This window comes from Chelativorans petroleitrophicus (assembly GCF_025398195.1).
In the GTDB taxonomy this organism is placed as follows: Bacteria; Pseudomonadota; Alphaproteobacteria; order Rhizobiales; family Rhizobiaceae; genus Chelativorans; species Chelativorans petroleitrophicus.
This window is the reverse complement of record NZ_JAODNV010000024.1, coordinates 14,134-34,252: the sequence shown is the minus strand read 5'-3', so window position 1 is coordinate 34,252 and position 20,119 is coordinate 14,134. Positions and strand designations below refer to the sequence as shown.

Annotated in this window: 23 protein-coding genes; 10 read left to right on the top strand and 13 right to left on the bottom strand. The window is 64.2% G+C overall.

Annotated elements, in window-relative coordinates; all coding sequences use genetic code 11:
• Positions 1 to 2: 2 nt before the first annotated feature.
• Complete coding sequence (locus NYR54_RS17690; protein WP_261517048.1) at positions 3 to 1,190, bottom strand: amidase; 1,188 nt, start codon at positions 1,188 to 1,190, stop codon at positions 3 to 5.
• Positions 1,191 to 1,719: 529 nt separating this feature from the next.
• On the opposite strand from NYR54_RS17690, the gene odc2 reads away from it, so the two are divergent.
• Complete coding sequence (gene odc2, locus NYR54_RS17685) at positions 1,720 to 2,853, top strand: ornithine/lysine decarboxylase (protein WP_261517047.1); 1,134 nt, start codon at positions 1,720 to 1,722, stop codon at positions 2,851 to 2,853.
• 14 nt (positions 2,854 to 2,867) lie between these two features.
• Here the strand turns inward: odc2 and NYR54_RS17680 are convergent, their stop codons facing one another.
• The 3 genes from NYR54_RS17680 to NYR54_RS17670 all read right to left on the bottom strand — a co-directional run bounded on the left by NYR54_RS17680 (position 2,868) and on the right by NYR54_RS17670 (position 5,085).
• Entirely contained in the window at positions 2,868 to 3,569 is a 702-nt protein-coding gene (locus NYR54_RS17680) for a metallophosphoesterase family protein (RefSeq protein ID WP_261517046.1), read from the bottom strand.
• 19 nt (positions 3,570 to 3,588) lie between these two features.
• Positions 3,589 to 4,386, bottom strand: a complete 798-nt coding sequence (locus NYR54_RS17675; protein WP_261517045.1) for a hypothetical protein — start codon at positions 4,384 to 4,386, stop codon at positions 3,589 to 3,591.
• A 114-nt stretch (positions 4,387 to 4,500) separates the two neighbouring features.
• On the bottom strand, positions 4,501 to 5,085 hold the full coding sequence (locus NYR54_RS17670; protein ID WP_261517044.1) for an HPF/RaiA family ribosome-associated protein: 585 nt from the start codon (positions 5,083 to 5,085) through the stop codon (positions 4,501 to 4,503).
• A 120-nt stretch (positions 5,086 to 5,205) separates the two neighbouring features.
• On the opposite strand from NYR54_RS17670, the gene NYR54_RS17665 reads away from it, so the two are divergent.
• From NYR54_RS17665 to NYR54_RS17655, 3 genes are read left to right on the top strand one after another with little or no spacing between them, the layout of a single operon-like run.
• Positions 5,206 to 5,589 (top strand): DUF427 domain-containing protein, encoded by a 384-nt coding sequence (locus tag NYR54_RS17665; protein WP_261517043.1) that lies wholly within the window; start codon positions 5,206 to 5,208, stop codon positions 5,587 to 5,589.
• Between the two features lie 16 nt (positions 5,590 to 5,605).
• Positions 5,606 to 5,908 (top strand): hypothetical protein, encoded by a 303-nt coding sequence (locus NYR54_RS17660; protein WP_261517042.1) that lies wholly within the window; start codon positions 5,606 to 5,608, stop codon positions 5,906 to 5,908.
• A gap of 2 nt (positions 5,909 to 5,910) precedes the next feature.
• Entirely contained in the window at positions 5,911 to 6,117 is a 207-nt protein-coding gene (locus NYR54_RS17655) for a hypothetical protein (protein WP_261517041.1), read from the top strand.
• Here the strand turns inward: NYR54_RS17655 and NYR54_RS17650 are convergent.
• Positions 6,099 to 6,254 (bottom strand): hypothetical protein, encoded by a 156-nt coding sequence (locus NYR54_RS17650; RefSeq protein WP_261517040.1) that lies wholly within the window; start codon positions 6,252 to 6,254, stop codon positions 6,099 to 6,101. The genes NYR54_RS17655 and NYR54_RS17650 overlap by 19 nt on opposite strands.
• A gap of 174 nt (positions 6,255 to 6,428) precedes the next feature.
• Positions 6,429 to 7,505, bottom strand: coding sequence for a DNA topoisomerase IB (locus tag NYR54_RS17645; RefSeq protein ID WP_261517039.1), 1,077 nt, complete (start codon positions 7,503 to 7,505; stop codon positions 6,429 to 6,431).
• A gap of 185 nt (positions 7,506 to 7,690) precedes the next feature.
• Between NYR54_RS17645 and NYR54_RS17640 the strand changes: the two genes are divergently transcribed.
• A complete protein-coding gene (locus NYR54_RS17640; protein ID WP_261517038.1) occupies positions 7,691 to 7,909 on the top strand; it encodes a hypothetical protein in 219 nt (72 codons plus the stop codon).
• Positions 7,910 to 7,930: 21 nt separating this feature from the next.
• On the opposite strand, the gene NYR54_RS17635 is transcribed toward NYR54_RS17640, so the two are convergent.
• From NYR54_RS17635 to NYR54_RS17605, 7 genes are read right to left on the bottom strand one after another with little or no spacing between them, the layout of a single operon-like run.
• Positions 7,931 to 8,935, bottom strand: coding sequence for a UDP-glucuronic acid decarboxylase family protein (locus NYR54_RS17635; RefSeq protein WP_261517037.1), 1,005 nt, complete (start codon positions 8,933 to 8,935; stop codon positions 7,931 to 7,933).
• Positions 8,936 to 8,967: 32 nt separating this feature from the next.
• Positions 8,968 to 10,056: a CgeB family protein gene (locus NYR54_RS17630; protein WP_261517036.1), complete on the bottom strand. Its 1,089-nt coding sequence runs from the start codon at positions 10,054 to 10,056 to the stop codon at positions 8,968 to 8,970.
• Complete coding sequence (locus NYR54_RS17625) at positions 10,053 to 11,150, bottom strand: CgeB family protein (protein WP_261517035.1); 1,098 nt, start codon at positions 11,148 to 11,150, stop codon at positions 10,053 to 10,055. The genes NYR54_RS17630 and NYR54_RS17625 overlap by 4 nt, the downstream gene beginning before the upstream one ends.
• Positions 11,147 to 12,277, bottom strand: a complete 1,131-nt coding sequence (locus NYR54_RS17620; RefSeq protein ID WP_261517034.1) for a CgeB family protein — start codon at positions 12,275 to 12,277, stop codon at positions 11,147 to 11,149. Before NYR54_RS17620 ends, NYR54_RS17625 begins: the two co-directional genes overlap by 4 nt.
• Position 12,278: 1 nt before the next feature.
• Entirely contained in the window at positions 12,279 to 13,427 is a 1,149-nt protein-coding gene (locus NYR54_RS17615; RefSeq protein ID WP_341484321.1) for a glycosyltransferase, read from the bottom strand.
• A complete protein-coding gene (locus tag NYR54_RS17610) occupies positions 13,424 to 14,509 on the bottom strand; it encodes an NAD-dependent epimerase/dehydratase family protein (RefSeq protein WP_261517033.1) in 1,086 nt (361 codons plus the stop codon). The genes NYR54_RS17615 and NYR54_RS17610 overlap by 4 nt, the downstream gene beginning before the upstream one ends.
• Positions 14,506 to 15,615, bottom strand: a complete 1,110-nt coding sequence (locus tag NYR54_RS17605; protein WP_261517032.1) for an NAD-dependent epimerase/dehydratase family protein — start codon at positions 15,613 to 15,615, stop codon at positions 14,506 to 14,508. Before NYR54_RS17605 ends, NYR54_RS17610 begins: the two co-directional genes overlap by 4 nt.
• 169 nt (positions 15,616 to 15,784) lie before the next feature.
• Here NYR54_RS17605 and NYR54_RS17600 point away from each other — a divergent pair, with 169 nt between their 5' ends.
• The 5 genes from NYR54_RS17600 to NYR54_RS17580 all read left to right on the top strand — a co-directional run bounded on the left by NYR54_RS17600 (position 15,785) and on the right by NYR54_RS17580 (position 20,109).
• On the top strand, positions 15,785 to 16,045 hold the full coding sequence (locus tag NYR54_RS17600; protein WP_261517031.1) for a hypothetical protein: 261 nt from the start codon (positions 15,785 to 15,787) through the stop codon (positions 16,043 to 16,045).
• Positions 16,046 to 16,210: 165 nt separating this feature from the next.
• A complete protein-coding gene (locus NYR54_RS17595; RefSeq protein ID WP_261517030.1) occupies positions 16,211 to 17,587 on the top strand; it encodes a UDP-glucose dehydrogenase family protein in 1,377 nt (458 codons plus the stop codon).
• Positions 17,588 to 17,681: 94 nt separating this feature from the next.
• Positions 17,682 to 17,981 carry a hypothetical protein gene (locus NYR54_RS17590; RefSeq protein WP_261517029.1) on the top strand — a complete coding sequence of 100 codons (300 nt, stop codon included), beginning with the start codon at positions 17,682 to 17,684 and terminating at the stop codon, positions 17,979 to 17,981.
• A 107-nt stretch (positions 17,982 to 18,088) separates the two neighbouring features.
• Positions 18,089 to 19,093 (top strand): MDR/zinc-dependent alcohol dehydrogenase-like family protein, encoded by a 1,005-nt coding sequence (locus NYR54_RS17585; protein WP_261517028.1) that lies wholly within the window; start codon positions 18,089 to 18,091, stop codon positions 19,091 to 19,093.
• On the top strand, positions 19,090 to 20,109 hold the full coding sequence (locus NYR54_RS17580) for a Gfo/Idh/MocA family protein (RefSeq protein WP_261517027.1): 1,020 nt from the start codon (positions 19,090 to 19,092) through the stop codon (positions 20,107 to 20,109). The genes NYR54_RS17585 and NYR54_RS17580 overlap by 4 nt, the downstream gene beginning before the upstream one ends.
• Positions 20,110 to 20,119: the final 10 nt, after the last annotated feature.

Here is a 20,119-nt window from a genome sequence, read left to right as displayed (position 1 = left end):
TCTCAGGCGGCGGAGAGGATGTCGGCGGCAAGCCGGATGAGCTGACGGTCGCTGCCCGCCGGACCCATGAGGGAGATGCCGAACGGCGCGCCGTGGACCGTGCCCAGGGGAATCGAAATCTGGGGCCAGCCGAGCAGGCCGGCAATGGAGGTGAGGGCCAGGGCCTTGCCGCGATAGGTTTCCAGCTCATCATGGGTCGCGATCTTGAGCGGTCCCGCCGAAGGCTGCGTGGGCAGGATCACCACCATGTCGGGCCCCATAAGCGCGGCGAAATCCGCCTGAAAGTCGCGCCGCCTGCGCCGCGCGGCTTCGACCGTGGCCGAATCGATGGAGCGGCCGTAGGCGAAGCGCTCCTTGATTCCGGGGCCGAGGTCGCGGTCCTTCTGCGAAAGGAAGGGTCCGTGGACGCCCCAGGCCTCATAGGCCTGGATCTGCCTGAAGCAGGTGAACAGCTCTTCCAGATCTCCCGGAAGCGCAAGAAAACCGGGCGCCCTGTCAAACCGCTTCAGGACGCGGGCGAGCATGGCATCGTAGGCCGAGCGCTCCTCCGGCCCGAAGAGCCGCATTTCCAGCTCTGCGATACGCATCGGCCGGACAAGCCCCTCTGAATGGGTGTCCTCGCCAAGAAGCACCGCACCGACGGCCTCGTAGACGGCGGCGTCCCGGGCAAACCAGCCGAAAGTGTCGAAAGACGGGGCGAGCGGCATCGCGCCTTCCATGCTGATTCGGCCGTGCGTGGTCCTGAGACCAAGGAGGCCGCAGAACGAAGCCGGCGCACGGATCGAGCCATTGGTGTCGGAGCCCACGCCGATGTCCGCAAGGCCGCCGGCCACTGCCGCCACCGAGCCGGAGGACGAACCGCCCGTGACGCGCTCCCGCGCCATCACATTCACCGGCGGAGGGAAATGGGCGTTCATGCCCATCATGGAAAAGGTCAGTTCGTCCGTCTGGGTCTTGCCCATGAAACGCGCGCCCGCATCGAGCAACGCCTGGACGGCGGGCGCGGTGGTCTCGGCTATCGGGCTTTCGGCTTCCTTCTGCGGGTTGCCGCCGCCGGTCGGATAGCCCGCCACGTCGTAGATATCCTTGACCGCGAGGCTGAGGCCCTTGAGCGGCCCTTCCGCTGCGGAGGCAACCGGTACCTCCGGATAATCCAGAAACGCGTTCAGAGGATCGCGTGTGGTCGTCATCGCCGGACCTCCCATCATTGACACGACAATCGGCGGTCAAGGGAATTTTTTCAAGCTCGACAGGAATTTCCGATTGATTGTGACCGGCAACGCGCCTATATCGCGCGTCGCCCAAAGTCGCACGTGCCTGTGGGTGTCCGCCGCCCCTCGGAATGGCGAGGGAGCCGGTACGGTACCTGGACCTAACCGCTCCAGTCGGTCTTACGGCCACCCGAAGATCGAGGACATCTTGAAGCAACGACGGTGCGGGCCTTTCTGGTGTCTGCCGGTTGTCCAAAGACCGGGGTTACTAAAGAGGCACACCTTCATTGCCGGCAGTGCGGAGGGGTTTCCCATCCAAAGCTGAGGCAGACAAAGAGAGCGTTCGCGTCAGGCGCGGGTGCTCGCCGAAATGCTCAGGCGGCTTGCAACACCCGGTTTTTCCGGGCGATCGGAGGCTTCGCCTGCATCCTTTGTCCACCGCGGACCAATGGGTCCGCAGAGCTTGAGCTTGCGAACGGGCGGCCGCACCGCCCCGATGGAGAATCCGATGGCAACCCAGCGCATCCTCGACTTCCTCGCCACCCGACGACCCGAAGGCCCCTGCCTCGTCGTCGATCTCGACGTCGTGCGCGAGAACTACCTCGCCTTCGAGAAGGCGTTGCCCGATTCCAGAATCTTCTACGCCGTAAAGGCCAATCCCGCGCCTGAGATCCTGCGCCTGCTTGCTTCCCTCGGCTCCTGCTTCGATACGGCGTCCGTGGCCGAGATCGAAATGTCGCTGGAGGCCGGCGCCACACCCGATCGCATCTCCTACGGCAACACGATCAAGAAGGAGCGCGACATCGCGCGCGCGTTCGAGCTCGGAATAAGGCTGTTTGCGGTCGATTGCGTGGAAGAGGTGGAAAAGATCGCCCGCGCCGCGCCCGGCAGCAAGGTCTTCTGCCGCGTGCTGACGGACGGAGCCGGCGCCGAGTGGCCGCTCTCCCGCAAGTTCGGCTGCGTGCCCACCATGGCCGTGGACGTTTTGCGCCAGGCCAAGGCGCTGGGGCTCGCTCCCTATGGCGTATCATTCCACGTAGGTTCTCAGCAGACGGACCTTTCGGCCTGGGACCGTGCGCTGAAGGATGCCCGCTTCGTCTTCCAGGCGCTTGCCGAGAAGGGCATCTCGCTCAGGATGGTCAATATGGGCGGCGGCTTCCCGACGCGCTACCTGCGTGACGTGCCGACGGCGCAGGCTTACGGCCAAGCGATCTTTGAGGCGTTGAAGCGGCATTTCGGCAACCGCCTGCCCGAAACCATTATCGAGCCCGGCCGCGGCATGGTCGGCAATGCCGGCGTCATCAAGTCGGAAGTCGTTCTGATCTCCAAGAAGTCCGAAGACGACGATGTGCGCTGGGTCTATCTCGATATCGGCAAGTTCGGCGGACTGGCGGAAACCATGGACGAGGCGATCCGCTATCCTGTCGCCACGCCACGCGACGGCGATGAGACTGCGCCCTGTGTGCTTGCCGGGCCCACCTGCGATTCGGCGGACGTGCTTTACGAGAAGACGCCCTACCCCCTGCCCGTCTCGCTGACAATCGGAGATGAAGTGCTGATCGAGGGGACCGGAGCCTACACCACCACCTATGCCTCGGTGGCCTTCAACGGCTTCGCCCCGCTCAAGGCCTATGTGATCTAGAGAGCTGCAGGCGCTCAAATTTCGAGGATCGCATAGGGCTTTCCGCTCGGTTTCTCGATACGCTGCGCCACGTTGAAGACGCGCACGCCGCCCGGCGTGCGCCCTTCATAGACGCCATGGTGCGCATGGCCGTGCACGACCGCGTTCACGGGAAAGCGATCTATGGTCTCCGCAAGCCGGGAGGAGCCCAGAAACGGGTAGATCTCCAAGGGTTCACCCGAAACCGTCTCCTCGATCGGCGCGTAATGGACGATGGCAACAACGCGCTCCGCGCTTAGCTGGCGCAGCGCATTTTCAAGCTTCATCGCCTCGTTCACCGACTCCGCGACCATTGCCTTGATGGCGGGTTCGCCGAAGGAGGCAAGCATGCGCCGGCCAAAACCGCCGGCGAAGCCTTTCACGCCGGCGAAGCCTACGCCCTTCAGCTCCACGGACTGGCCGTCGAGCAGGTGCATTCCCGCCTCGCGCAGAACGTGCGTCACATCCTCCACGGCGTTGCATTCATGGTCGTGATTGCCGAGCACGCCAACCACGGGAATGCCGCAGCCGCGCAAATCTTCAGCCAGCAGCTCGGCCTCGCGCGGCTTTCCCAGGTCGGTGAGATCGCCGGCAAGCACCAGAATATCGGCTTCGCGGCCGATCTCGTTGAACATGGCCCGGTGGGAGACGGAGGCATCCTCACGCACATGCAGGTCGGCAATGGCGGCGATCTTCATGGCGTCTTTCCCGGAGTGCTTACGACGCGCTGCCGCCGTTGGAATCGATGTCGGCAAAATCCCATTCCCGGACGTCGATCTCGTAATCGGCGGTGGAAAACATTCTTCCGCGGCAGACGCGCACGCGCGGGGGCGGCAGCCGCCGTTGGTGATGCAGGCGGTCGAGCAGCTCGTCCATCAGCCAGGCCGGCACGGTTTCGCGCTCGCCCGGATAGATCCAGCGGAAATTCAGGAGATGCACGAGCAGCACCTCCCAGTGCACTTCCATATGGGCGAGCAGCCTTTTCCAGTCGACCTGATCGTGGGCGCGCAGGATGAGGTGTGCCACATCCGGCCCGTCATAGCGATCACGGTTCTGCACGAAGCATTTCGACCAGACGAGCTCCGTGGGACCGACGAGGCGCACCTCGCGGCCCAGCACCTTGGCCCTGCGGGCGTGCTCGAACCAGCTGTCCGAAACGGGCATGGTGCCGTTCGATGAGGCGAAAATGACGTCAAAGAAGTCTTCGCCCCGGCGGACTTTGCCCAGCCAGCGCTCGTCCTCGACCTCCACCCGTTCGCCGAGCGCCTGGAAATGGCCGAGTATTCGCGGCCAGTCGCCTGCCTTGCAAAAGATGTCGAGGTCCTTTGTCGCGCGGGAGATGCCGGTATAGGCGCTTACGGCGAAGGTTCCGGCCACGAGGAAAGGAATGCCGCTGTTCAGCAACTCGCCAATCGCATGGGCGTAGAAGGCCTCGGCCTCGGCGCTGTCCACCACAGGTTCAGCACGGGCATCGATCGCGACGGCGGAGGCGAGGCTGTGCGGATCGCTCGTCATCGGCCCTTCCTCGTTCTGCATGGATGAAAATTCGCCGCAGGCGCCGCCGGTTCCGCCGTGCACCCGTGAAGAGGGCCACACCCCGAGCCGGGGTCTCTACCGGCCCGGGCGGAGCTATTCGCGACGGGCTGCAACCACGCGAACCTTTGTGGCAAGCGGCCCCGTGTCTCCGATCTCCTCCACGTAGCGGACCTCGTCGCCCACCTGGAGCTTGTCGAAGTCGCCCTGAAGCATGGCGTTACGGTGGAAATAGAGGCTGCCGCCCTCCTTGGTGAGCAGAAATCCGTGATCCTCCTCTGGAAAGAGCTGGGCCACGTGACCCAGAAACTGGTTTTGCGAATCGTGCTGACCGGCCTTGCTGCGGCCCTGGCGCTCCTCACTTAGCCGTGCGAGCTGGCGTTCGGCGATCGCGAAGGCGTCGTTGATGGCATTGCCGAGATCGGGGTTTTGGAATTTCTGCTGCAGGCGGTCGGGCTCATAGGCAACGACGAGCGGCGCCTTGCCTGGAAGGCTTATCTCGATGCGCACCACCGGGGGCAACGTGCGTTCCACGTTCCCGGCCCGCTGGTCCACCGTGACGCGAACGCCGGTGATCCGGTCGTAATAGGCGTACAGCTTGTCCACCCGGTCGCGGATCTCCTGTTCCGCCCACTCCGATTTCTCGGCCCGGTGGAACGCGATCTGGAGAGGAATCTGCATGACATTCTCGCGTCAGGTGAACCTTTGTCGACCGAAACGCCGGAGTCGAGACACTTGTTCCGGAACTGGAACCTGCCGCCTCGGGCCGTGTTAGGAGACCGCAGACAGGGAGAAACGCACGTGGACGAGAAGCCCAAGCTTGCGGTGGCGCCGTTTCGCGGCACCGTGAACGTCATGTTTTCAGATGCCATGCTGGCATCGACGAAGGATGCGCTCCTTTTGAGGGAGGAGGGACACGATCCCGCCCTCTACATTCCCTTCCGGGACATCTACTTCGAATTTCTGTCGCCATCACCAACGGAGTATCGCTGCCCGCGGAAGGGCCAAGCGAGATATTGGGATGTGACGGCCGTGGGCGAGGCGGAACAGGATGTTATGTGGACCTATGATCAGCCGCCACCCGCGATTGGCGCAATCCGCGAGCACGGCGCATTCGACCCGCGGAAGGTGCGGATCGAGGTCCAGCCGCAAGAGGATTTGGCGCACAGGCCGCATATGCCCTGAGATGGGAATGGATGCCATGAGCGCGCGGAAAGTGCATCACGCGGAGCCACCGACCGTCGATCGGCTCCGCTCCGACATCGACGACGGACGGACGGCCGACAAGGTGCGCTTCCCGGACCCCGCCGCCGCACCGCTGGGCTCTGACGACGAGGCCGCGGGCACGCCCGTCAGCAAAGATCAGCGCAGGCAGGAAGTGGAAGCGCGGCAGCACGCAGACGCTCCGCGCCGCGAGGCGCCCGGAGCGCTCTGGCTTTACGCGCTGCTGATCGTCGGCGCGGCCTTCTTCATCGCAGGCGTGCTTACCCTGTTGCGGATGTGAGAATGGAGGAGGAAGCGATGGGAGTACCCCGTCCGATACCGGACCCGACGCCGACTCCTCCGCCGCCCGACTTTCCAGGGCCGAAACCGGTGCGGGAGCCGAACCCGGACCGGATGCCTGACGAGGAGCCGCTGCCCAATCCCGATGAGACCGACAATCCGCCACGGCGGATGAGCGGGCTGCTGTCTTACTACCGGCGGTTCTCGTAGAGCTCGCGGGTCTTCTCGTCCCGTGCCTCTCGCTCTTCCCGGCTGAGCCGACGCCGCTTAAGAAGCGCATAAATGATCACGAAAGCTACCAGGAAGGGGGCAATCCCGACGGTGAAGAACCACAGATAATCCGGCATGAAACACTCCAGAAATTTCGATTAGCGGCCGGAGGAACGCGCATGCGGTCGCGCCGCGGGAGCACCCGCGCCTGAACGGCCGGGCATCAGTTCCGCCAGCAGGCTGCGGAAAAAGGTACGAGCCTTCCCGTCATAGGGCCGCAACGACCGGAAGGGACTAATGTTCCTTAGACATCAGGCTTCGCCGCACTGACGCAGCCAGCGCAGAACCAACGATTCCCCAGCATCGAAGCCTTTGAGCGCCCGGCGGTTTCGGCGGCGGATGCCCGCCAATTCGGGAACGAGCCGGCCCTCCTCCCACCTGTCGATCACGGCAGGATGGATATAGCACCGGCGACAGACAGCGCGCGTGTTGCGCAGGCGGCGCGCCACATGGTCGACCACCGCGTTGAGCTGCCGGGCCGCCTGCCGCTTGCTTGCGGGCGTCTCCGCCTCCGCAAAAGCAAGGGCGGCAGCGCAGGTCGCGCCCCAGGTGCGAAAATGCTTGGAGGTGAAGCTCTCCCCCGCGTGCAGGCGGATGTATTCATTCACGTCCTGCGAATTGACGGGCCGGCGCACCCCCTCGTCATCGAGATATTGGAACAGATGCTGACCGGGGATTTCCTGGATCGTGCGCACGATGCGGGCAATGCGCCGGTCCGACAGCCGCAGCTTCCACTCCTGGCCTGACTTGCCGATGAAAGAAAAGCGCAGACTTGCCCCTTCGACGTTCACGTGCCGGTTTTCCAGCGTGGTGAGCCCGAAGCTGTTGTTGTCCCGCCGGTAGGCCACGTTGCCGATGCGGATCATCGTGCGATCGAGCAGCCACACGATGGAGGCAACCGCCCTTTCCAGCGGCACACCTTGCCTGGAAAGATCGCGGTCCACCTGGGCGCGCAGATCCGGCAGCGCCTCGGCGAAAGCGACAAGGCTCGAGAATTTCGCCTCATCCCGGCAGGAGAGCCAGTCGGGGTGATAGCGGTACTGCTTGCGCCCCCGCTGATCGCGGCCCGTGGCCTGGATGTGCCCGTCGGGAGAAGGACAGATCCAGACATCTTCCCAGGCGGGCGGGATGACCAGCGCCCGGATACGCGCGCGCGTCTCCCCGTCCGTGATGCGCGAACCATCCGTCGCGACATAGGCAAAGCCCTTGCCGGACCGCTTGCGGCGGATGCCGGATTCGCTATCGCTGACATAGGTGAGCCGCGCCCGGCGGGCATCCTCCATCGGGTCTGCCGCCAGCGGCGCGGGCGTGTCCGTCTTCTTCAGCATCTGCTTTTGTTCCGGGAGGCCAGCTTGGCCCCCCTAAATGAGCGGCTGGCGCCATTGTTCCGTCGCGCCCGGGCGTATTCAGCGGCCATTGGCAAAAAATCCGGGTATTGCGAGGTCAACGGTGTTGCCAAGCCGGGTCTAACACGACAAACCTGTCGATGGAGGGTCGACAACCGGGGGAGACCATGAAGCGAACGAGCAAGGAGCGCTCTGCGCCCATGGAGACCCTGCCGCCGGAAATCAAAATCCTGCTGCGCGAGATCGAGAAGGAACCAGTGCCCGAAAGGCTGCTGCAGCTTGCACTCCAGCTTCAGGAGGCGCTTGCGCGACGAAGCCGCGGAGAAGAGGCTGTCGGAACAGCCGCCCAAACCAGTGCGAGGCCGAAGCAGAAGGTGTTGCGATAGGCTTCAGTCTGGCCCACGCCGTCAGACCGTTTCCCGGCGCTTCCGGGAACGTCTTTCCTGCCGTGCCCCGGCGTCACGGAACCAGGCAATGGTCTCCTCCAGACCCTGAGCGAGAGCAACACGCGGCTGCCAGCCGAGCAGCGCCTGAGCCCGCGCGATATCCGGCCTGCGGCGTTGCGGGTCGTCTTGGGGAAGCGGCTGATAGACGATCCGGCCGGCGCTGGGCACCAGACGGCGCACCATGGCGGCCAGCTCACCCACCGTGAACTCGCCCGGGTTGCCGAGATTGACAGGCACCTTCGGGTTGGGGGCCAATGCCATCAATGCCATCAAGCCCTTCACCATATCGGTGACATAACAGAAGGAGCGGGTCTGCTCGCCCGTGCCGTAGACCGTGAGCGGCGCGCCCTTGAGCGCCTGATTCACCAGGTTCGAGACAATGCGGCCATCATCCGGGCGCATCCTGGGGCCGTAAGTATTGAAGATGCGCGCGACGCGCACATCCGCCCGGCCAAGCCTCAGATAGTCAAAGCACAGCGCCTCGGCAGCGCGTTTGCCTTCGTCATAGCATGCGCGCGGGCCAGTGCAGTTGACACTGCCGCGATAGTCCTCCGGCTGGGGGTGCACTTCCGGGTCGCCATAGACCTCGCTCGTGGAGGCCTGCACGAAACGCGCGTCGTGCCGGCATGCAAGCTCAAGCAGATTGTGCGTGCCCTGCACGCTGGTCAGCATCGTGTGGACGGGGTCGGCCTGATAACGCGGGGGCGAGGCCGCGCAGGCGAGGTTGTAAATTTCATCGAGCGGCTCGCCGATCGCCAGCGGATCGCAAATGTCGTGGCGGAGGAAGGTAAAACCCGGATGATTTTCGAGCGGCGCTACATTGGCCGGCTGACCGGTGAGGAAGCTGTCGAGGCAGATGACACGGTGGCCTTCGGCAAGCAGCGCTTCGCATAGATGCGAGCCGATGAAACCGGCGCCGCCTGCAACCAGCACCCGTTTCTGGGCTTTCGTGTTGATGGCATCCATGCACTGAATTCCTTCGGCTTCAAAGAACGAGGCTAGCCCGCCTCTGCGAGGCCCTCGACAGCAATGCCATTGAGCAGGTGGACGAGCTGACGCGCGCGGGCGCGGCCCGTATGCCGCTCAAGCACGCAGGCGCGCGCGGCCTGCCCGACGGAAAGGCGCACGGTGTCCGGAATTTTTGTAAGCGCCTCGACCATGTCTTCAGTGCCATCGGCAAGAAGGATGGACTGACCGTCGGTGAAAATCTCATCCAGACCTTCCCACCGGTCGCTCACGATCGGCGTGGCGCAGGCTGCCGCCTCGAACAGCCGCACGCTGGGAGACCAGCCGGCGGCTACCATATCGGCGCGCGTTACGTTGAGGGTGAAACGCTGCCGGCTGTAGAAGGACGCATGCGCCTCGGGCGGCAGATGCGGGATGCGCTCGACATTATCCGGCCAGTCGATGCCGTCCGGATATTGCGCACCGGCCACGACGAAGCGCTTTTGCGGCAAGCGGCGCGCCGGCTCAATCAGAAGCCGCTCCAGCTTGGGCTGGCGGTCTAGACTGTAAGTGCCGAGATAGCCCAGATCCCAGCGGGGCGGCTCGCCGGTCGGCTGATAGGCCTTCGGATCGACGGAGCAGTAGAAGGCGGCCGCCCGGCGCGCGCCGAATTCCTCCTCCAAACGGTCAAGCACCTTGCCGCCGGAAAACGAAAGATAGAGATCGAAAAGTGGCACCTGCCTGCGCGCGAGAAAGCTTTCCTCGCCCGCGGCCAGGGCGGCGAGTGTGACGGGCGTATCGATGTCGTAGAACGCAAGGAGCTGCGGCTTCATGGCCGCCACGCGGCTTATCACCTCGGTCCCTTCCGGCACGTAGGAGCCGATGATGATGGCGTCCGCGCCGCGGATTTCACCGGAAAACCGCTCGAGATCGGAAAGCGTGCGGTAGTAGGAAAGGCGGCAGAAGGCTGGAGCCGGCAGATCGCGGTGCGCCTCATACCAGGGCATGTCTCGCTCAAGGAAGTGCACGCGATGCCCTTCGCCCGCCAGTCCCCGCAGAAGCGCTCGGTAGGTCGTCGCGTGTCCGTTGCCCCAGGAGGACGACAGTGAAAGCCCGAGGACCATGATGGAGAGCGGCCTCATTCGGCAGCCTCCACGCGCGGTGGGCGGACATGGCGGGAGATGATGCGGTCCACCTCCGCGGCCCGATGCGTATAGGTGTGGTCGCGCAGGATGCGCGCCCGCGCGCGCCTGCCGATCGCCTCGGCCTCGACAGGATCAAGCCGTACGAGGATTTCGGCAACGTCCTTCCCGTCGCGCGCCACGAGAACCTCTTCCCCTTCCTTCAGGAAGAGCTCTATGCCTGCCCAGGCATCGGTAATCAGGCAGGCTCCGGCACCCGCAGCCTCGAAGACGCGCGTCGCGGGGGAAAAACCGTTCTCGGCCATGCTGGCGCGATTGATGTTGAGCACCGCCTTGGGCGTGGCGTTGAAGGCGTTGTGATAGCGGGTCGAGACATGGCCCATGTAGCGCACGTTCTCGCCCCTCGGCTTGTCGTCCCAACCCGAGCCGCCTAGCAAGAACGTCTGGTTGGGCAGCATGGATGCGGGCTTGAAGAAAAACTCGTCCACCCGCGCCTCGCGGTCCGGCAGCCGATTGCCGAGAAAGGCGAGATCGGACCTGAAGCGTATTTCCGGCCGGACGGGATAATGCGTTTCGGGATCGAGCGCATTGTATATCGGCACGCATTCGCGCGCCCCGAACGCCCGGTAACCCTGCACAACGGGCTTACCGCCGCCATAGGTGAGAACAACGTCCACCTCTTTAAGCTGCCGGTAAAGCGGGTGGTCCGCATCCGCCCGCAATTCGGCGAGCGTTGCCGGCGCATCAACATCCCAATAGATCCTGAGAGCACCTGGCCGAGCGGCGGCCAGCACGTGATCCATCAGCGCATCGTCCTCGAAGCCGACGCCGCTTGCCTTCACCACCACATCGGCCTCGCGCGCCATGGCCGCAACCTCCTTCAGCGCGGCCTTCGTGCCGTCATAGACGACGACCTTGCACCAGTTGGGAGGACAGATGTCCCGGTGCTTCTGCCGTTCGTAAACGTTGGGTTCGTAGAAGGTCACTTCATAGCCGAGGCGGGCAAGCTGGCGGATGAGGCCCCGATAATAGGTCGCGGCACCGTTCCAGTAGGAGGACAGCAGGCTGGAGCCGTAAAAAGCGATCCTGGTCATTCCGCAGCCTCCCTTGCCGCCAGCCCTTGCCGGACGCGCGCTGTTCCATGACGGGCGAGAATTTCGAAAAGCTCATCCACGCGGTGAGCGCAGCTGTGCCGGCTTCGGATCGTCTCCAATCCGGACGCCCGCAGCGCGGCTGCAAGGTCCTCATCCTCGAGCACCCGCTTCAACTGTCCCGTCATCTCGCCGCCGTGGCGGGCGTGGAGAAAATCCTCGCCTGGCCGGAAAAGGCCCTCGGCATCGTCCCAGGGCGCGCAGATGAGTGGGATGCCTGCTGCAAGCGCCTCAAAGACACGGATCGTCGGGATGCCCGGGAGCGCCTCCACATAGGGGCGGCGCGGTATGTGAACCGTCACGCGGTGCTGTGCGAAGGCGCGGGGCACATCGACATTCGCAATCCAGCCGCCATAGGAAAGGCCGGCCCGCCCAAGCGCCACCAAAGCTTGGGATGGATAACGCACGCCCCTCACCGTGCCCGTCAGGCCGAGCGCAGCTGCCGGCTCCATCAGAAATTCGCTGAGCTCGGCGGTGCGCTCACCGTCGCCCCAGTTGCCGATCCAGATGAGATCGGCCTGCTTTTCCTCATCTTCTATGGGCCGGAAAAGCCGCGTGTCGGCCGCCTCGTGCCAGGTTATGACCTGCCTGCCCCAGCCGAGGCGGCGATAACGCTCGGACAGCGTTTCGCCAAAGGCGAGCACGAGATCGTAATCGGCGAGCAGCCGCTCGCCGGTCTGGGGTTCGGCTGAGACCAAGCGATGATGCGTGTCGTGGAAGATGAGGGTGAATGAGCCGCCCTCGCGGCGCGTGCGGCTGATGCGCTCTGCGAGTGCGGGGTCCGTCCACTCGTGCACCACGACGACATCGGCATCGTCGAGCACTTCCTCATGCGGAAAATCGTCCCCATAAGGCTGCCAGACGAGGTTTGGAAACGCCTCTTCGAAGCGGGCAAGAGCTGCCTCACCCTGCTCGTTCAGCAGATTGTTGCGGCTCCAGCTTTTCTGCGGTTCCAGCGCGATGGCCGTGTGGCCGCGTGCGATCAACTCGCGCATCACGCCGCGCAGGAAATGGGCGTTGCCATGGTTCCAGTCGGAAACGAGCGAGTGGGTGTAGAAGACGAAGTTCATCTCACGCTCTCGTACGCGATGTGACAAGCTGGGCGTAAAGCTCGGCCATGCGGCTGGCCTGCACATCCGGCGTGAAGAAGCGCGAGCGGGCAAGCGCCCTCGCCCCCATCTCCGCGCGCAGCGCGCTGTCGGTCGCCAGGCGGCTGATCTCCCGGGCAAGCGCCTCCGCGTCCCGCGGATCGAAGAAGGTGGCGGCCTCACCCCACAATTCGCGATAGGTCGGAATGTCGGAAAGCACGAGGGCGGCTCCGGCGCGAGCTCCCTCCAGCACGGAAAGGCCGAAGGGCTCGTAGAGAGAAGGCGAGACGACGATGCCGGCGCGGCGGACCTGCGAGACCACTTCGTCGTGGGGAATTTCCTCCAAATGGCGTGCATTGGAGATGCGCACGGCCTGCCCGTTGGCGCCCAAAGCAGAGCCGGCCATCAGCACTGGCCAGGGAACATGCGCGGCGGCTTCGTCCAGAACGCGGGCGTTCTTGCCCTCGTCCCACCAGCGGGCGGCCGCAAAGACAAAGGGCTCCTTGTCCGCACCCTGAAGGAAGGTGCTGATGGCATTGTGCACCACCGAAAGCCGGGGCTGCTCGCCGTAGCATTGCCCTATGGCCTGCGCGTGGCTGCCGCTTGGAGTGACCACCGCATCGGCGCGCGCCATGCCGGCCGCATTCTGACGCTTCATCCATTCCCATTCCTTGGGCAGCGGCCCTTCGCGCATGGCGTGCCACCAGGTCACCACGCAGGAATGCGACACGACGAGAACCGGCAAATCCCTATCGATATCGGCCGCTTGCGAGGGCAGGTTGAGATGGAGGAGATCAACTCCCTCCTCCCGGGCCAGCCGGCAGAGCTTTTCGGGAAGCCCCTTCACGGCTGCCTCGTCGGGCGCGATCCAGTCGAGCGGTTCCTCAAGCCATACAAGCTTGCCGAGCCGCAGCGCCTCATCGGCTTGCGCCCGGGACGGTTCCGGGCCCAGCCCGGCGAAAAGAACCCCGACATCATGCGCAAGCAGGCCGCGCGCCAACTCCATGGCATAGCGCCACACGCCGCCCACCGCATCCACCGTCATCAGGACCCGACGGCGTTCGACACGCCTCTGCCGCGCAGGGAAATCTGTCGGATCATTTTCATCCGCCGAGATGCGTAGCATGTTCATGCCGTAAGCCTTTCCTGTTGCTGTGGCGGTCCCAGGCCGCGCGCCTTGGAGAACCACGAAGCAAGGTCGCTCAGGCCCTGGTGCCAGCCGATTGTTGCCTCCCAGCCGACGAGCCCCTTCAGGCGGGACGTATCGGCAACGAAATAGCGCTGGTCCCCCGGCCGCCAGGGATGCCACTCCGTGGCTGGCTCCCTGCCGGTGATCCGGGCGATTTCGCACAGCACCATGCGAAGGCTCACGGCATTGAGGTTGCCGCCGCCCAGATTGAAGGCCTTGCCGCTCGCGGCATCTATTCGGGAAAGCACGGCGCGATAGGCGGCAACCGCATCCGCAACGTGAAGCACGTCGCGCACCTGCTTGCCGTCTCCGTAGATGGAAATGCTCTCGCCTCGAAGCGCGCGGATCAGGAAATGGGCCACCCAGCCCTGATCTTCGGTGCCGAACTGCCGCGGGCCGTAGATGCAGCTCATGCGCAGCACGGCGGCCGGAACGCCGAAGGACGCGGCATAGTCGAGCACATACTGGTCGGCGGAGCCCTTGGAGCAGCCATAGGGCGTGCAGAAGGACAGCGGGCGATCCTCGCCTATCCCCTTCTGCCGAAGCTCCGGATTGGCCGGGAGGTAGCGATCCTCCAGCTCGACCATTTCAAGATCATCGAGCCCGCCGTATACCTTGTTGGTGCTGGCAAAAACGACCGGCGCGCCGCTTCCCGCCTGGCGCAGCGCCTCAAGCACGTTCAGCGTGCCGCGCGCATTCACTTCAAAATCTTCGACGGGACGCGCGAGGCTGGTGGTGACCGCCGTCTGGCTGGCCAAATGGAACACCGCCCTCGCATTCGCAAAGACAGGGCGGAGGGCTTCGATGTTCCGGATGTCGGCAAGGCAGGGGCGAGCCTTTTCGCCATAGGTCTGCCTCAGCCATGCAAGATTTTCTTCCACGCCCGGGCGGCTCAAATTGTCGAGCAGGACGACTTCCTGCCCTTCCTTCAGGAAGCTTTCGGCCAGATTGCTACCGATGAAGCCTGCCCCACCGGTGATGACGACGGGTGCGCTCTGACCGTTCGCGCCGTGCACCGCGCTCATGAGACGAGACCCCGTTCTTCAAGCTGCCGGCGCATTTGCGCGGCGTTGTCGGCGGCACCCGTCTCGCGCACCCATTCCGCGAACTCGCCGACCGAGTCTTCCAGCCGATGGCGTGGCTCGAAGCCCAGAAGCTCACGCGCCTTGGAAATGTCGGCAAAGCAGTGACGAATATCGCCGGAACGCATCTTGTGGAGGATTTCCGGCCGCAGTTCCTGCACGCCCAGGGCCTGCGCTACCAGCTCCGCCACTTGCCGGATTTCATAGGCATGGCCGCTGCCGATGTTGATCGCCTGACCGGCAGCCTGCGGACTTTCGAGCGCCAAGCCGAAAGCCCGCGCCACATCGCGCACATGCACGAAATCGCGCTTCTGCCGGCCGTCCTCGAACACGAGGGGCGACTGCCCATTGGCCAGCCTCGATGCAAAATTCGCCAGCACGCCCGTGTAGGGATTGGACAGCGCCTGCCCCGGCCCGAACACGTTGAAAAGCCGGAGCGCCACAGCCTCCACCGGATATGCCTCGCCGAAAATGAGCACCGCTCGCTCCTGAGCGTATTTCGTGAGCGCATAGATGGAAGCGAGCTCGACTGGCTTTTCCTCATCAGTGGCGACAGGTTTCAGCGGTCTGCCGTCGGTGTCCACAGGGTCCCATTGCCCCGCCTGCAGCCGTTCGCGCTGCCGCCTCGCACGGCCGAAGCGGGCGCTCTCCTCCGTCTCATAGAGGCCTTCGCCGTAGACGCTCATGGAGGAGGCAAGCACGATGCGCTGGACAGGATGGTCGATCAGGCATTCGAGGAGCACCGCCGTGCCCAGATCGTTCACGCCCACATAGCGGGCAATTTCGTACATGGACTGGCCCACGCCAACTTCCGCCGCAAGATGGATGACGAAATCAGCCCCCTTTAATGCGTAGCGGACAAGGTCGGGATCGCGGATGTCACCGATATGGTATTCTGCGCGCGCATCTTTGGGCGGAGGGCCGTCTCCATGAACCTGCGCGATCAGGCTGTCGAGAATTGCGACGGAATAGCCGTTCTCCAGCAATTCCTGCGCGACCTGACGGCCGATGAAGCCGCAGCCCCCGGTTATCAGCGCCTTTCTGCTCACAATCGCTCCCGGTGAAGATGAAGAAGGTGTCGCGCCCAAAACCTCGGGCGCTTCCATTTGTTCCCGCCGCTCGCTGAGCCGGCAAAGGCGGTGCACGGGAGGAACTTTTGCGCCTGGCTGAGGTTCGTGGGCGCAAGCGGACCGTCAATCAATCCGACGGAGGAAGACGATGACGCTGGCAAACACCACGACGGACCATCAGACAATTCGCAAATGGGCCGAGCAGCGCAGCGGACGTCCCGCGCGGGTCAAGACAAGCGAGCCGGGCGGAATCTTGCGTATCGATTTCGGCGAGCCGGATGAGAGCCTGGAGGAAATCAGCTGGGACGAGTTCTTCCGGATATTTGACGACAGAAAGCTCGCATTCCTGTATCAGGAACGCACGCAAAGCGGAGAAACAAGCCGCTTCAGCAAATTTGTAGAGCGGTAGAATATTTTTTATCTTCGGAGAGCATATATCGCACATATTATACAAATATGCGCGACATCATTACTTATCTCTACTTTATTCCTATTAATCATCAGCATGTTCTTCTGGAACAACAACATACAATTCAAAGTTAGGCCGGTGTGACGATGGTCTCAGGAGAACCGCATGCAGATCACGATGATAGGCGCCGGCTATGTCGGCCTGACGACCGGCACCTGCCTGGCCGCCATCGGCCACGGCGTGTGTTGTTACGATATTGATGCTGCGAAAATCTCACGCCTCCGGCGCTTCGATCCCCCGATTTACGAGCCGGGGCTTGAGGATGCGATGCGCCAGGCCGTGGCGGCAGGCCACCTTCGTTTCACATCGAGACTGCGAGAGAGTGTGTCGGACGCGGATGTCGTCTTCATCGCTGTCGGCACGCCCGCGGGTCCAGGCGGCGGTATCGACCTCAGCCACGTGCTCGGTGCGGCGAAGCGGATTGCGCCGCATCTGAAGCGCAGCGCGCTTGTCGTCATAAAGTCCACGGTGGTGGTCGGCACCGCACGGCGCGTGCGCGAGACGATCGCCCGCAAGCGTAGCGCATTCGACATTCGCGTCGCCTCCAACCCCGAGTTTCTGCGCGAGGGCTCCGCCATGGCCGATTTCCTGGGGCCGGACCGCATCGTCATCGGAGCCGACGACACGCGGTCGCGCAACATCCTGCGCGCCCTCTATCGGCCTCTTGCCCGCGCCGGCGTACCGGTCGTCGCCACGACAACCGGCAATGCGGAGCTCATCAAATATGCCGCCAATGCGTTCCTGGCGCTCAAGATCGGCTTCGTCAACGATGTCGCGGATCTCTGCGAAAGAACCGGCGGCGACATAGCCGATGTGGCGCGCGGAATCGGACTGGACAGGCGTATCGGCGACAGCTTCCTCGCGCCGGGGCCCGGTTTCGGCGGCTCCTGTTTTCCCAAGGATACGCGCGCCTTCGCCGCCACGGGCCGGCAGTTCGGCGCACCGCAAAAACTGGTGGAGACGCTGATTGCCCGCAATGACCAGCGCAAGGTTGCCCTGGCCCGCCGCATCCTGAAGGAAGGCCGGCTTTCGCCGGGCGGAAGGGTGGCCGTGCTGGGACTTGCCTTTAAGGCGAACACGGATGATGTGCGCGAGTCAGCTGCCCTCACCGTCATTCCAGCGCTTCAGGAAGCGGGTCTGCAAGTCATTGCACACGATCCTAAGGCAGAAGCCAATGCCCGCAGGCACATGAAGGATGTGATATGGGCCGAGAGCCCCTACGCGGCCTGCAAAGGCGCTTCGGCTGCCATCGTCCTGACGGAATGGGACGAGTACCGGCAGTTGAACCTTTCCCGCCTCGCCGGTGAGCTTTCCGGCGACCTCCTGGTCGATTACCGCAATCTCTTCGATCCGCAGGCGGTGGTGCAGCACGGGCTGCGCTATATCAGCCTCGGCCGGAGTGCCGCCCCTGCGGATCAGTGCACAGGCGTTTCCTCGCTCAAGACTTGGGACCGGCGGGTTGCAGCGCCCGGGCACGCTTGATTGCGGTTACGCATAGCTGGCCACAGACTCATCCGAGTGAGATATGCTATGGTAGCGGCATGGAATTCCTGCCGAGAGTTTACAGGAGTCCGCGATGAACACCGCAAATCTGCAGATGGAGGGCGTGTTGATGGCCGTGGCGACCCTGTGCCGCCTGTTGCGCCAGAAGGGCATCGCGGACGAGGCGGAAATAGAGGCTGCGCTTGCCGAGGCGGAGGAGGCGCTGGCCAACGACGCGCTGCGCCCTGAGCAGCTTTCGCATGCGAATGTGGAGGCAGCGCTTTTCCCGCTGCGCTTCCTGCGCGAGGCCAACCGGCGCGACCTACCGGAAGCTCACGCCGCCTATACCGAGATCGCCGCGACGGTCGGCAGAACGCGCCGTGCGGCGGACTGAAGCCGTTCTATGGCGCCAGCGCTAGCGGCCCGTTCAGGGAACCAATCGCATTCCAGCCGGTTCCTGCTCGCGGGATTTTTCGGCCCCGGACGGCAGGAACAACGGGAATGCTCCAACGTGCTCAACGCGCCGGTCAGGCTTCCGTGCGCGCCCTCATGCAGGCGGCGGTGGTAACCGGCCCGGGGCAGATCGAAATTCAGGAAATTCCCATTCCCGATCCCGGCCCGGGCGAGGTCCGGGTACGGCTGATCGGCTGCGGCGTCTGCGCCTCCAATCTCGGGCCGTGGGCCGGCCCTTCATGGATGCGCTTTCCCACCGAGCCGGGTGGCCTGGGCCACGAGGGCTGGGGCTTCGTGGATGCGCTGGGCCCGGATGTGGAAGGTTTGGAGTACGGCACCCCAGTCGCAACCCTGTTCCAGCGAAGCTATGCCCAATTCGATGTCGGCAACGCGGCCTGCGTCGTGCGGCTTCCGCCGGAACTGGCGCACATGCCCTTTCCAGGCGAGCCGCTCGGCTGTGCCATGAACATCTTCCGCCGCGCCGGCATAAGTGCCGGTCAGACGGTGGCGATTGTGGGCATCGGATTTCTGGGCGCGATCCTGACAAGGCTGGCAAGCGAGGCGGGGGCAAAGGTCATTGCGGTTTCGCGCCGCCCCTTCGCAAGGCAGACGGCGCAGCAGATGGGGGCCGCACGAACCCTTCCGCTGGACGACCACACGGCCATTATCGAGACGGTGAGCGAGCTCACCGCAGGGCGCCTGTGCGAGCGCGTCATAGAGGCAACCGGAAAGGCCGGCCCGCTCGATCTTGCCGGCGAGTTGACGGGCGAGGGCGGCCGGCTGGTCGTCGCCGGCTATCATCAGGATGGCCCACGCGAGATCAACATGCAGCTCTGGAACTGGCGCGGCATCGACGTCATCAACGCCCATGAGCGCCGGGAAGAAGCCTATATCGACGGCATGCGCGAGGCGATCGGCGCGGTGTTGTCCGGCCGGCTCGACCCGATGCCGCTCATCACGAATACGTTTCCGCTTTCCCGGCTGGACGAAGCGCTGAACGCCACGCGCGACCGGCCGGAGGGTTTCCTGAAAGCGGTGGTGAGAATGCCATGAGCCTTCCGGCCCGACCGTCTGCGAGAAGGCCAAGGCTCGGCTTTCTGGGTACCGGCTGGATCGGGCGCAACCGTCTCAAGGCCCTTGCCGACTCAGGTATTGCGGAGATCGCTGCCATCGCCGAACCTTCGCCGGAATGCCTGCGCGAGGCATCAGACCTCGCACCCGAAGCCACGCAGGTCGGGGCGCTCGAAGAGCTGATGCAAGAACCGCTCGACGGGATCGTCATCGCCACACCCAGCGCGCTTCACGCCGACCAGGCAATGACGGCACTCGCCCACGGTTTCGCCGTTTTCTGCCAAAAGCCGCTCGGCCGCGACTTCGCAGAAGCGAGCGCGGTCATCCAGGCCGCACGCACCGCCGACCGGCTGCTGGGCGTGGACCTCTCCTACCGGTACACCGATGCGATGCGCCGCATACAGCCCATTGTCTCTCAAGGCGGCATCGGCCGGGTGCAGGCGGTTGATCTCGTCTTCCACAACGCATACGGCCCGGACAAATCGTGGTTTTACGATCCCGAGCAGTCGGGCGGCGGCTGTGTCATCGATCTGGGCGTTCATCTGGTGGACCTCGCCTTATGGACGCTCGGCTTTCCAGAGGTCGTGAAGGTCGAAAGCCATCTTTTCGCAAAGGGCGAGCCGCTGCCTGCTAACCCCTCCGTCGTCGAAGATTTCGCCTTGGCAACGCTAACGCTAGAAACGGGTACGGTCGTGCGGTTTGCATGTTCCTGGCGGCTTCATGCGGGACAGGATGCTGTAATCTCCGCCGCCTTTTACGGCTCTGAGGGCGGCCTCGCCCTCACCAACGTTGACGGCTCCTTCTACGACTTCGTCGCCGGGCATTATCGTGGCACGTCACGCGAGACGATCGCCGCGCCCTCGGACGACTGGCAGGGGCGGGCGGTGGTCGATTGGGCGAGACGGCTGGCCGAAGGGCATCGGTACGATCCGCAAGCCGACCAGTATCCGCAGGTGGCGCGCGTGCTCGACCGGATCTATGGCCGGCGGGTCAGATAACTTGATTTGG